Source organism: Bacillota bacterium (assembly GCA_012518215.1).
Classification (GTDB): domain Bacteria; phylum Bacillota; class Dethiobacteria; order DTU022; family PWGO01; genus JAAYSV01.
Genome location: JAAYSV010000006.1, coordinates 105,720 through 118,614 on the forward strand (window position 1 = coordinate 105,720; position 12,895 = coordinate 118,614).

A 12,895-nucleotide genomic window follows, 5' to 3' on the forward strand; every position below is an offset into this window, starting at 1 on the left:
CGGTTCTATTATCATGCAAAGAAGAAGGCGTCAAGTTGTTATCAGGGGCCGTGAGGATACCGGCCGGGGGGATGATCCTTTTTCAATGGTTAAAAAAAAACAAAACTGGCTGCGTTACGGGCGCTATATCAACCTGGCATTGTCATTTGGCATCATGATGGTCGTAAGCCTTTTTCTGGGGCTTTACGGAGGGGACTGGCTGGATCGGCGCCTGGGAACGTCGCCGATTTTCATGATACTGGGCATATTTCTGGGGGTGGGCATAGGTTTCTACAGTTTGTTTGCCGAGCTGGAAGGATTGATGAAACAGAAGTCGGGGGACAAGGTCAAGCGGGAAAAGGACAGGGAAGATGATGAATAGCCTGACCATTGGTGTTTTCTCGCGGTGACTGCCCTATCCCGAAATGCAAGTTGGTCCCCGGAATTCTTGAACTGGGGGGCATGGAAGCAGAATAAAAAATGACGCACGTTGCCAGTTCGATCCTTGACTTATCCATTAATTTCTTTTACCATAAATTTAGAAAATCGGATCACTATTACATGCAATGAAGGATCCAGCAATGGCGGAGGAAGCAACCGATGAAGGAACAAGATTCCATGGACTCCACGGCAGGGGAAAATCTTGATGAGGCGATTTCAAAAAGTGGCGATCTTATCGATGATCTTCTGGCCGGGAAGGATGGAGAAGGGAAAGGAACACGGGATTGCAGGGAAACCGGGTATTCGGGCAGTTGTGTCTTCATGAGCAATGCTGCCTTCGAGTTTATCGAGGATTATTCCCGCACGGATACTTCCAGGGAAATCGGAGGATTTCTTCTGGGGCATTATTCCGGGGATCAAGACGATTTCAAGGTGTGGATCGAAGCAGCCGTGGAGGCTGCTTATGTGGAAACGTCGAAAGCAGGCTTGAGGTTCACGCACCGCACATGGGAATTCCTGGCCGAGACAAGAGAGCAAAATTTTCCGGATTGCAGAGTGGTGGGTTGGTTCCATACCCATCCCGGATTGGGTACTTTTATCTCCAAGCATGATCTGTTCATCCATGATACATTTTTCGAGTCTTTCTGGAAGGTGTCCTACGTTATTGACCCTCTTTCCGAGGAACATGCTTTTTACGGATGGAACAAATATGGTAACCTGGCCCCGATATCTTTCAAGGTGGAAGGGGAACCGCTTTATATCGCGCTGACCCGGGAGGAAAAAAGGGAAAGACGATTGGGCCGGGCCATGAAGGAAAAGAAAATGCCCAGGTTTCTGGGTATAGGCAAAACCGCAGCTGTTTTTGCTGGAATATTGTTCGTTTTGTTTTTTTTGAACAATTATTTTGTTCTCCATCCTCTCTACGAGAAGATCAATGAGCTGGAATCTCTCGTGGGCTCCAAGGAAGAGACTATCGAGGCATTGCAGATGGAAAACGAAGCGCTGGTAAATCTTCTGCCCCGGGAAGATGAATCCGGAATACCCGAGAGTGGTTCGGAAACTGCCGGGGAACAGAAACCGGTCATCAACAGAGAAGATGTTCCCTATGAAACCTATACAGTGGCTGAAGGGGATACTTTGTGGAATATCAGTGCGCGCCTGCTGGGTGATGGCAACCGTTATCAGGAGCTGGCCGATTTCAATGATTTGGGGGATTCCGGTTTGAAGCCCGGCATGAAACTCAAAATACCCAAATAAGCATGACAGAACAGATAAATTTTGGTACGGAAACGGATCATTGATAATCTGACGGAGGTGTTGGCAGTGGGGAAAAAGATCATGCCCGGTGGCGAACCTTTTTTTTATGAGGCAGGAAAAGTTGGATGTCTTCTGATACACGGTTTTACCGGTACCGCTTCTTCCATGAAGCCGATGGGCGAAGCGCTGGCCCGGAAGGGTATTACCACTTTGGGGGTCAGGCTTGAGGGGCACGGGACAAGCGTCGAGGATATGCAAAAATCCACGTATCCCGATTGGATTGCATCGGCAGAGAAAGGCCTCTCTGAATTGCAGGATCATTGTGATTATATCTATGTTTCCGGGCTTTCGATGGGCGGGGCATTGTCTCTGTACCTGGCTTCTGTTTTTCCCAGGGAGGTTCTTGGCGTTATTCCCATATGTGCTCCGGTTTTCATGAAAGAATTCAAAATCAAACTGGTGCCGATTTTGAAGCATGTGATCAAGACGGTACCTGCTATCGGTGGAAACCTGAAAGATCCCGAAGCTGTTGAGATCACATATGACCGCACCCCGGTCGCAGCAACTCATGAACTGATAAAATTGCTCAAAATAGTCAATAATAATCTGGCATCCATAAAACAACCGGCGCTCATTTTTGCGGCGGTGGAAGATGGGGTGGTTTCTCCGGATAATGCACCCCATATTTACAAACATATCTCTTCTGCAAAGAAGGAGTTGGTCTGGTTGAAAAATTCCTACCATGTGGCCACCCTCGATTATGACAAGGAAATTATCTTTAACAAAACGGCTGAATTTATAAATAACAACCAGAAAGAGATCGGATAAAAAAGGGGAGTTCAAAAAGAGGCTGAAATCGTTTTTTACTTCTTGCCAACTGATGGGTAATATGTTAAACTGTTCGTGTTATTCAAGTATGTTGCTGCCGAAGAGTGGGTTAACCCACTCTTTCGCGTATTAGGAACAAGAGGGGTTGCATGTGCGGAAGAAAAACGACCTGGTATCCGAAGTTGAAGAAGCGATTGCTCCGATAATGAATTCCTACCGCTTTGAACTGGTCGGTGTGGAGTGGGCCAGAAAACAAGGGCGGTGGAATCTTTGTATCTATATGGACAAACCCGGCGGAATCACAATCGATGATTGCGAGAATGTCCACCACGAGATATCGGATTTGCTCGATCGTGTCGATCTGATCCCGCATAGCTATGTTCTGGAGGTTTCTTCTCCCGGACTGGACCGGCCACTGAGAAACAGGGAGGACTTTGAAAAGTTCGATGGAGATTATGCCAAGATTACAACCGATGTCCCGATCAACGGACAGAAAAGGTTCAAGGGGTTACTGCGCGGATTGAAGGATGATTGCGTGTTGCTGGAAAACAGGGAGGGGCAGGTAAAGGAAATACCATTCAACACGGTTGTAAAGGCAAATCTCTGGTACAAGCCAGACTTTAAAGAGTATGAAAGGAGGAGGAAGAAAAAGTGAGTCAGGATCTGTTGATGGCACTCAATGCCATAGAAAAGGAAAGAGGTATTGAGAAAGAAATACTTTTCGAGGCGATTGAAGTAGCCCTGATGTCAGCCTACAAACGAAATTTTAACCATGCTACCAACGCAAGGATCGAGATAAACAGGAACACCGGACAGATAAAAGTTTTCAGAACCTACGAAGTGGTCGACAGTGTAGATAACGCCGATACGGAAATAATGCTGGAAAAGGCCCGTGAACTGCAACCGGAGATCGAAATCGGCGAAATAATAGAAACAGAAGTTACTCCAAGGGATTTCGGCAGGATAGCGGCGCAAACAGCGAAACAGGTTGTTATCCAGCGTATACGTGAGGCCGAACGCGACTTGATCTATGAAAAATATGTGGACCGGATCGGTGATGTAACCAGTGGAACCGTGCAGAGGTTCGAGCAAAAAAACATTTTGATCGATCTTGATCGCGCGGAGGCCATTCTGCCTCCCATGGAGCAGATTCCCAATGAAAGGTTCCGGCAGGGCGAGATAGCCAGGGTATATATTCTGGATGTCAAAAAGACCAACAAGGGGCCGCAGATCATTGTTTCCCGTTCTCATGCTGTTCTGCTGAAGCGTCTATTCGAGATGGAAGTTCCTGAAATATATGATGGAGTGATCGAGATAAAAGCGGTCGCACGGGAGGCCGGCCACCGTTCAAAAATTGCGGTTACCTCCAAGAACAGGGATGTCGATCCCGTGGGAGCCTGCGTGGGGCAGAAGGGTTCCAGGGTCCAGTCCGTAAGCAATGAGTTGCGCGGTGAGAAGATCGATATCATACAATGGAGCGACAATCAGGAAGAATTCATCATGAGGGCGCTTAGCCCGGCCAAGGTAAATCATGTGGAATTGAATGCGGAGGAAAAGATTGCCAGGGTGGTAGTTCCGGATAACCAACTTTCACTTTCTATCGGCCGTGAAGGGCAGAATGTTCGTCTTGCAGCCAAGATTACCGGTTGGAAGGTGGATATTTTAAGCGAGTCACAACTTGCCGAGCTTTCCAAGGCCGAGGAACCCGGTGAGATGGCGGAAGGTGAAGAGGCGGTGGAAGAGGTAACGGTGGAAGAAGAAGAAAATGAAGAGCTTCCAGGGGAAGGAGTGGAGGCGAAAGATGCTTTGGAAGATGAGGCGGAAAATGAAGTCCAGGTGGAAGATTCTCCGATAGAAGATTCCATGGAAGAGGAAGTTTCCCGGGAACCGGAAGAAGAGGATTCCGGGCAAGATTGATGTCGGCCGCTGAAAAGGAACAGTCAGGTTTTGAAAGGAGAGGTCTTTACTGGTGGCAAAACCCCGCAAGGTTCCACTGAGGGCCTGTGTTGGATGTAAAGAAAAAAAACCAAAAAGGGACCTGATCAGAATTGTGAGCGTTCCCGGTGGCCCGGTGGAGGTTGACTTGACAGGAAAAAAATCGGGTCGCGGGGTGTATATATGTCCCGACAAGGCGTGCATGGATCGTGCTTGCAAGGCCAGGCGACTGGAAAAAAATTTGAAAAGGGAAATACCGGCATCGCTCAAGGAGGAAGTGTACAGAATACTGGAAGAGAACGGTCATGCGGAGGATAATTAATCGTTTCATGTGGGGGTGATCAGGATGGGAAAACCAAGCAAGGTAAGAGTATATCAACTGGCCAAGGAACTTGGTACTACCAGCAAAAAGATAATTGAAGTACTGGAAGAAATGAAGGTTCCAATCAAAAATCACATGAGCACCGTGGATGAAGGGGTTGCTCAAAAATTGATATCTGTCCTGACCGGCCAGGCAGAATCCGGGAAAACAGCTACTGCGGTAAAAGATAAAAAACGAGAGGAGCCGCAGGAGGGTGTCGAGAGCAAGGCAAAGCCTGCTGTGGTAAAAAGGGAATCCAGGCCTGAAACCATCGGCAGGAAGACACGCAAAACATATGCCAGGGAGAAGGCCGGGGAGAAGAAAAAAGAACAGAAAAAAAAGGTGATAATAGAAGGACATACCACGGTGGGCGAATTTGCAGCCAAGATAGGCGTTTATCCGGAGGATGTTCTGAAACTGCTTCTTGAATTGGGAATCATTCTAAATATAAACAAGGAACTGGCGCCGGATATAATGGAACTGGTGGCCTCGGAGTATGAATTGGAGATCATCTACAAACGCGATCCCGAGGAAGAAGAACTTTTTCATTACGAGGGAAACCGGGTAGAGGGCGAGTTGGCCTCTCGTTTCCCGGTGGTTGCGGTGCTGGGCCATGTCGACCATGGCAAAACCTCCCTGCTGGACTATATCCGCCAGTCGAATGTAACCGCACAGGAAGCCGGCGGAATTACACAGCATATAGGCGCCTACAAGGTTTATGCCGGGGGCAAAGGGGTGCTTTTTCTGGATACGCCCGGGCACGAAGCCTTTACATCGATGAGGGCGCGCGGCGCCCAGGCCACGGATATAGCGGTTCTTGTTGTTGCTGCAGATGATGGGGTTATGCCGCAGACGGTCGAAGCCATCAACCATGCCAAAGCTTCGGGTGTCCATATAATTGTGGCTATCAACAAGATCGACAAACCTGACGCAAACCCTGACAGGGTAAAACAACAGCTTTCGGAATACGGGCTTGTCCCCGAAGAATGGGGAGGGGAAACCATATTCGTGCCTGTCAGTGCGATCAGGGGTGACGGCGTGGATGAACTCCTGGAAATGATCCTGTTGGTTGCAGAAATCAACAATCTGAAGACCGATCCTCATCGTCCCGCCCGCGGTATTGTTATCGAAGCAAAACTGGATAAAGGACGCGGGCCTGTGGCTACAATATTGATCCAGGACGGAACGCTGAGGGTGGCGCAGCCGGTTATCTGCGGATCCGTGTATGGCAAGGTAAGGGCCCTCACAAATGATAGCGGGGAAAAAATAATGGAAGCGGATTCCTCCGTTCCGGTCGAGGTTATCGGCCTTAACGATGTTCCGCAGGCCGGGGATATGCTACAGGCTGTGCATGATGAAAAGTTTGCACGCCAACTGGCGGGGAAAAGGTTGCGCAGAATGAAAGAGGCAGCCAGGTCCACGCCGCGCCTTTCCCTGGAGGATCTTTTTGAACAGATCAAAACAGGTGAAATCAAGGATCTCAACCTTATTGTTAAAGGGGACACGCAGGGTTCTGTCGAGGCACTGCAGGATTCCCTCCTGAAGTTGAGCCAGGAAGAGGTAAAAATCAAAATTATTCACAGTGGCGTCGGGGCGGTCAACGAATCGGATGTTATGCTTGCAGCCGCTTCCAATGCAGCCATAATCGGTTTCAATGTCAGGCCGGACATCAATGCACGAAAGATGGCGGAAATGGAAAATGTGAATATCCGTTCTTACAGGATAATCTACGAGGCAATCGAGGAAATGCAGGATGCCATCACGGGGATGCTGGATCCTGTTTACGAGGAAGTGGTGCAGGGTGCAGCCGAGGTAAGGCAAATTTTCAAATCGTCACGGTTCGGGACCATCGCCGGTTCATATATTTCAGATGGAAAGATTTTGCGCAATTACAGGATCAGGGTAATTCGCGATGGAAAGATTATCCACGAAGGAAAGATAGAATCGCTGAAACGATTCAAGGAGGATGTCAAGGAAGTGTCCAGTGGATATGAATGTGGTATTCTGGTCGAAAGTTTCAACGATGTCAAAAAAGGGGACATCCTTGAAGCCTACACCCTGGAAGAGACCAGGCCCCAGAAAAAAAGGTAGATCGATTGATTGTACAGGGGGGAGAAGGTTATCAGCAGTTTGCGCGCAAGCCGGGTTGCCGGCCAGATAAAAAAAGAAATCAGCAACATTATCGCCGATGAAATCAAGGATCCACGCGTCAAGCCTGCCGTTACCACCGTGACCGATGTGCAGGTTTCGCGGGATCTTGGACACGCCTGGGTTTATATCAGTATTTTTGAGGACGATGAGGAAGACCGGAAAGTTATTCTGGAAGCTCTGGAGAGGGCGGCGGGATTTGTTCGTTTACAGATAGGTAAAAGAATCAGGTTGCGTCATATTCCGGAAATACACTTCATGATCGATCATTCCATCGGTTACGGGGCACACATCAACAAGGTTTTAAAAACGATCTTTCCGGAAAAAAGGGAAAAATAATGGCTACCGATAACTTTACAAAAATTGTAGATGTGATAAGAGAGGAAGAATCCTTTCTTGTTGCTTCTCACTTCCTGCCAGATGGTGACAGCGTGGGTTCCTCCCTGGCTCTGGCCCGTTCCCTCATCCGGAACGGTAAAAGAGTGATGCTTTTCAACCGTGATCCGATTCCGGTCAAGTATCAGTTTTTGAATCATGCAGATCTTTCCGCATTGATGATCAATGATTTTGCAGGTGATGCAGCAAAAACCAATCTGGTTGTTCTGGACTGCAGTGATTTTTCAAGATCCGGGCTTCTACCGGAATTGAAAAACAGTTTCAAGACGCTCATAAACATCGATCATCATGTGACCAATGAATATTACGGAACGGCAAATCTGGTGGTGCCCGAAGCCGCGGCAACCGGGGAAATCATATATGAACTCTTGAGACACGGACACTTTTTTATCGATGATCATATAGCCACGGCCCTGTATGTGGCAATAATTACCGACACCGGTTCCTTCAAGTTCGAAAATACAACCAGCCAGACGCACAGGATTGTTGCCGATCTTCTGAATTACGATATCGATGTCGCTGCCATCTCGCAGCGTATTTTTGACGAAAAACCGCTTGTATATTTTATGATTTTGAAGAAAGCTCTCTCCACACTGGAGCTCTGGGAAGGTGACAGGATCGCCGCGTTGACTGTTAGCCGGGATTTGCTTGTTCAGGAGGGTGCAGATATGGAGATCCTTGATGGGATGATAAACTACACCAAAAATATTGACGGTGTGGAGGTAGGCATCCTCTTTTTTATAGATCAGGACAATGAAATCAAGGTGGGCTTACGTAGCAAGAATGTCGATGTGAGCGTGATAGCGGATCGTTTTGGCGGGGGCGGGCATGTCAGGGCTGCAGGGTTTCGCCACAAGGGCCCCTACCATGATTTGAAAAGAAAAACGATCGCCGCGGCGGCCAGGCTGATAGATACAGGTACGGAAGGGTTGGGGCACTGATCCGATCTGCATTGACATGGAGATTTTTATGAATGCCATCCTGAATATTTTAAAACCCTCGGGTATGACCTCCCATGATGTTGTTTCTTTTGCCAGGAATAAATTGCCCGGTATCAAAGTAGGGCATGCGGGGACTCTCGATCCGGCAGCATCCGGTGTTCTGCCCCTCTGTCTGGGTAAAGCTACCCGGATCTCGTCTTTCCTGCTGGAAGGGGATAAGGGGTACCGGGGGGAGATCATGCTGGGGATAGCTACCGATACGTTTGACGGTGATGGGCGGATAACCTGTCAGAAACCGCTCGGGGTGCCAGGGATTGATCCGGAACGGGTTCGAGCCGTGCTGCGAAAAAATATCGGGAGGATGGAACAGGAGCCGCCTTCTTTCTCTGCTATAAGGTACCGTGGGAGGCGGTCCTACGAATGGGCGCGGAAAGGTAAAACAATCAAACTTCCGCCTCGCAAGGTGAGCATTTATTCTTTAAAATTGGTGCAATACATGGAAGGAAGTTTCCCACGCATCATTTTTGATGTAAAATGTTCACATGGTACATATATCAGATCCCTGGCAGTCAAAATCGGAGAGGATCTGGGTTGCCCTGCTCATCTTTCCTTTCTTTTAAGGACATCGGTGGGGCCCTTTACCATAGATAGAACGGTAACGATAGAGGATCTTGGAAAAGCGGTGGAAGAGAACGGTATCGGGGAAATATTCTTGCCCATCGATATTGCCCTGTTACATATGCCCGAAGTGGTGGTTGTCAAGGAAGCGTTGCGCTATCTGGTTCATGGGAATTATCTTTACGCAAATCAAGTTTCAAGCCCGGATGGCGAACCTCCAGTCCCGGGCAAAGTGTACAGGGTTTACGGCCCCGAAAGGGAATTCTGGGGTCTGGGGGAATGGACAAGGGTAGAAAAGGGGATCATGTTCAAGCCAACAAAGTTGTTGCGATTATGTTAATAAAGAGGGTTCAGAATGCAAATCGTTTTCGGATTGGACAATTTGCCATCGGCGTGCAGGGAAAACATTTTTTTGGCACTGGGAAATTTTGATGGCGTACATAAAGGCCATCAGCATGTTATCAGAACGGCGGTAGAAGCAGCCAGATCCTGCGGAGGAAATAGCGCCGCATTGATATTTGATCCCCATCCGGCCCATGTTGTCAGGCCTGAAGGGAATTTGCTTTTGCTATCCGACCTTGAAGCCAAGGGAGAGATCCTCGGGGCACTGGGGCTGGATTACATGATCGTGGAACCTTTCAGCGAGGAAACTTCACGTTTTTTACCCGAAGAGTTTGTGAAAATTTATTTAAAGGGGAAAATAGGGGTAAGGGGTGTAATTGCAGGTTTCGATTACACTTTCGGCCGGGGGGCAGCCGGAAACATCTCCCATTTGAAGGAATGGGGTGATATATTGGATATTGATGTGCGGATCTGTTCACCGGTAAACGTGGAAGGAAAACAGGTAAGCAGTTCTGCAATCCGTGAACTGATTGTTGCCGGGAAGGTCAGGCAAGCCTGCAAATTGTTGAACTACCATTATTTTCGCCACGGCAAGGTTGTTCCCGGGGCGGGAAGGGGAAAGGACCTTCTCGGTTTTCCCACGGCAAATGTCAGTTTTGATCCGTCCATGGTCCTGCCCGGCAAGGGGGTATATTGCACGATCGTAAAACTGGATGGGCAACTGTTTGTCGGTGCAGCCAATATAGGGGTACGCCCAACATTCCCGGACCAGGATCTGGCAGTTGAAATCAACATAGTCGATTATCATGGGGATCTGTACGGCCAGATATTGACGGTTTACTTTATTGATAAAATCAGGGATGAGATTGCTTTTTCCAGTGCCGATGAATTGAAAATGCAGATCGCGGCAGATATAGAAACTATCAGGCGGAAAGCGGAAGGTTCTCTGCCGCTTCTTTTACCCGGTGGGTACAAATACGGGGTGACTAAATAATTTGCATGCCCTGTTAATTTGCGTCATTTTCTGATATCATTATGCCATTAAACAAAATGAACCATGGGCTAGGTTTTACGAATCCCGCCGTTTTACTTGGCTTATGGCGATTTATCGAAGGGGAGGTGAGTATCAAGTGCTGAAGCAGGAAGAAAAACGCAATCTGATCAATAGTTTCCGTTTACATGATAGTGACACCGGTTCTCCCGAAGTTCAGATTGCGCTGCTGACGGAAAGGATCAACAATCTGACCGAGCACCTGAAAAGCCACAAGAAGGACCACCATTCCCAGCGTGGTCTTTTGAAGATGGTTGGAAAGAGGAGGGGGCTTCTAAATTATTTGAGGAACAACGCCCCGGACCGTTACCAGTCCATACTGTCAAAACTCGGGCTGAGGAAATAATTCATGACAGGCAGCTGCTTGACTTGGCCAATCAAAGCGGGGTGAAGGCCCCGCTTTGAAATTGAAAAGGAGGAAATGTATTTTGGATACGTTCAAGTTGGATTTGCAAGGACGGGAATTGCTATTGCAGACCGGGAAACTGGCAAAACAGGCTGGAGGATCGGTACTTGTAAGATACGGCGATACCGTCATTCTGGTTACGGCCACGGTTTCGGATCAACCGAGAGAAGATGCCGATTTTTTCCCGCTTACCGTGGACTACGAGGAGAGGCTCTATGCTGTTGGCCGTATACCGGGTGGGTTTATCAAAAGGGAGGGCAGGCCGACGGAGAAGGCCATACTGGCAGCAAGGCTCACGGATCGCCCCTTGCGGCCGCTTTTCCCTCAGAAGTTCCGTAACTCAGTTCATATCGTGACCACCGTTTTTTCTGTGGATCAGGATTGCCCTCCGGAGACACTTTCCATCATCGGTGCTTCAGCGGCTCTTTCTATTTCCAGGATCCCCTTTGACGGACCGGTGGGGGCGGTGGTTGTGGGTATGGTGGATGATATGCCTGTGATAAACCCTACCGTGGAGCAGATGGAAAAAAGCATCATCAATTTGATTGTTGCCGGAACCGCAGATGCGATCATGATGATTGAATCATCGGCAGCCGAGATTGGCGAGGAAAGGTTGCTGGCCTGTATCGAGGCTGGTCATGAACAGATCAAGCGAATCGTGGAACTGCAGGAAAAAATCGTGGAACAGAAAGCTGTTCCCAAGATGGAGGTGCCCGAGGCCGAAGAACTTCCCCGGGAAGTGGAAAATGAGGCCAGGCAGGCACTGTCCCGTGAAATCCGGGCAGCATTTGATGTTCATGAAAAACTGGAAAGAGAAAAACAGCTGGAACATGTCAAGGAGGCGTTTTTCGAACAGTACAATGAACTCTATCCCGACCATGAGGCGGCAATCAAGGATGTATTTGAATCCTCAATGAAAGAGACCCTGCGTACAATGATACTGGAAGAAAACATCAGGCCCGATGGAAGAAAAGCCAATCAGATCAGGGAAATAAGTTGTGAGGTGGGGATCTTGCCCCGTACCCATGGCTCTGCACTGTTCACCAGGGGGCAGACACAGGTGTTGAACGTCTGTACTCTCGGGGCGTTGAGAGACATGCAAATTCTTGACGGCCTGGGGGTAGAAGAATCAAAGCGTTTCATTCACCACTACAATTTTCCGCCATTCAGCGTTGGGGAAGCCGGTTTCATAAGAGGCCCGGGGAGGCGGGAAATCGGGCATGGTTCTCTTGCCGAGCGGGCTCTGGAGGCGACAATTCCGAACGAAGATGATTTCCCGTATACGATCAGACTGGTTTCCGAGGTGCTGGAATCAAACGGTTCGTCATCGATGGGCAGTGTCTGTGCTGCTTCCATGGCCCTGATGGATGCCGGGGTGAAAATCAAAAAAGCCGTTGCTGGCATTGCCATGGGCATGATCAAGGAAGATGGAAAGTATGTCATTCTTTCTGATATACAGGGTATCGAGGATTTTCTGGGAGATATGGATTTCAAAATTGCCGGAACCAGGGATGGAATAACGACGATGCAGATGGATATAAAGGTCAAAGGTCTTTCCCGGGATATCATGGCCGAAGCTATCTCCAAGGCCAGGGAAGGTTATCTGTACATCATGGATATCATGGACGAAACCATCTCCAGGCCCAACGACGATCTTTCCCCCCATGCACCACGTATCATCACCATGCAAATCGATGTTGATAAAATCCGGGATGTGATCGGCCCCGGTGGGCGGATGATCAACAAAATCATCGCTGATACCGGTGTGGGGATAGATATTGAATCTGACGGGAAAGTATATATATCTGCTGTGGACAGGGATGCCGGGCAGAAAGCTCATGATATAATCGAAAGTCTGGTAAAAGAAGTGGAACCCGGCGAAAAATATCTGGGTAAAGTGACCCGTGTGGAAAAATACGGCGCATTTGTTGAAATATTGCCGGGCAAAGAAGGCCTCGTTCATATTTCACAGCTCGATTTTGCACGGGTGGATAAAACCGAGGATGTCCTCAATCTTGGCGACGAAGTGCTGGTCAAGGTTATCGGTATAGACGAGAGAGGAAGAATCGATTTATCCCGGAAAGAAGCCATGACGAGGCCTGCCAATCAAAAACGGTCATTTGAAAAAGGTCGGGATAGAGATCGCAAAAGACCTTTTCCGCCACGCAGGAATCGCTAGATTCAAAGCGGGC

13 protein-coding genes are annotated in these 12,895 nt (G+C 48.6%); all 13 read left to right on the forward strand.

Annotated elements, in window-relative coordinates; genetic code table 11:
- Positions 1-85: 85 nt before the first annotated feature.
- The 13 genes from GX364_00840 to GX364_00900 all read left to right on the forward strand — a co-directional run bounded on the left by GX364_00840 (position 86) and on the right by GX364_00900 (position 12,882).
- Positions 86-361, forward strand: a complete 276-nt coding sequence (locus GX364_00840) for an AtpZ/AtpI family protein (GenBank protein ID NLI69397.1) — start codon at positions 86-88, stop codon at positions 359-361.
- A 218-nt stretch (positions 362-579) separates the two neighbouring features.
- Entirely contained in the window at positions 580-1,677 is a 1,098-nt protein-coding gene (locus tag GX364_00845) for a LysM peptidoglycan-binding domain-containing protein (GenBank protein ID NLI69398.1), read from the forward strand.
- Between the two features lie 66 nt (positions 1,678-1,743).
- A complete protein-coding gene (locus GX364_00850) occupies positions 1,744-2,505 on the forward strand; it encodes an alpha/beta fold hydrolase (protein ID NLI69399.1) in 762 nt (253 codons plus the stop codon).
- Positions 2,506-2,656: 151 nt separating this feature from the next.
- A complete protein-coding gene (locus GX364_00855) occupies positions 2,657-3,160 on the forward strand; it encodes a ribosome maturation factor RimP (protein NLI69400.1) in 504 nt (167 codons plus the stop codon).
- The gene (gene nusA / locus GX364_00860) at positions 3,157-4,422 is read left to right on the forward strand and encodes a transcription termination/antitermination protein NusA (GenBank protein ID NLI69401.1); all 1,266 of its coding nucleotides are present in this window, start codon (positions 3,157-3,159) and stop codon (positions 4,420-4,422) included. The genes GX364_00855 and nusA overlap by 4 nt, the downstream gene beginning before the upstream one ends.
- 52 nt (positions 4,423-4,474) lie before the next feature.
- Positions 4,475-4,762: a YlxR family protein gene (locus tag GX364_00865; GenBank protein ID NLI69402.1), complete on the forward strand. Its 288-nt coding sequence runs from the start codon at positions 4,475-4,477 to the stop codon at positions 4,760-4,762.
- 24 nt (positions 4,763-4,786) lie between these two features.
- Positions 4,787-6,892 carry a translation initiation factor IF-2 gene (infB, locus tag GX364_00870; protein NLI69403.1) on the forward strand — a complete coding sequence of 702 codons (2,106 nt, stop codon included), beginning with the start codon at positions 4,787-4,789 and terminating at the stop codon, positions 6,890-6,892.
- 9 nt (positions 6,893-6,901) lie between these two features.
- Positions 6,902-7,288 carry a 30S ribosome-binding factor RbfA gene (rbfA, locus tag GX364_00875; protein NLI69404.1) on the forward strand — a complete coding sequence of 129 codons (387 nt, stop codon included), beginning with the start codon at positions 6,902-6,904 and terminating at the stop codon, positions 7,286-7,288.
- Entirely contained in the window at positions 7,288-8,286 is a 999-nt protein-coding gene (locus tag GX364_00880; GenBank protein NLI69405.1) for a bifunctional oligoribonuclease/PAP phosphatase NrnA, read from the forward strand. The genes rbfA and GX364_00880 overlap by 1 nt, the downstream gene beginning before the upstream one ends.
- 28 nt (positions 8,287-8,314) lie before the next feature.
- Positions 8,315-9,244, forward strand: coding sequence for a tRNA pseudouridine(55) synthase TruB (truB, locus tag GX364_00885; GenBank protein ID NLI69406.1), 930 nt, complete (start codon positions 8,315-8,317; stop codon positions 9,242-9,244).
- Positions 9,245-9,259: 15 nt separating this feature from the next.
- Positions 9,260-10,240 carry a bifunctional riboflavin kinase/FAD synthetase gene (locus tag GX364_00890; GenBank protein NLI69407.1) on the forward strand — a complete coding sequence of 327 codons (981 nt, stop codon included), beginning with the start codon at positions 9,260-9,262 and terminating at the stop codon, positions 10,238-10,240.
- A 103-nt stretch (positions 10,241-10,343) separates the two neighbouring features.
- Complete coding sequence (gene rpsO / locus GX364_00895) at positions 10,344-10,643, forward strand: 30S ribosomal protein S15 (protein ID NLI69408.1); 300 nt, start codon at positions 10,344-10,346, stop codon at positions 10,641-10,643.
- A 61-nt stretch (positions 10,644-10,704) separates the two neighbouring features.
- Positions 10,705-12,882 (forward strand): polyribonucleotide nucleotidyltransferase, encoded by a 2,178-nt coding sequence (locus GX364_00900; GenBank protein NLI69409.1) that lies wholly within the window; start codon positions 10,705-10,707, stop codon positions 12,880-12,882.
- Positions 12,883-12,895 lie beyond the last annotated feature (13 nt).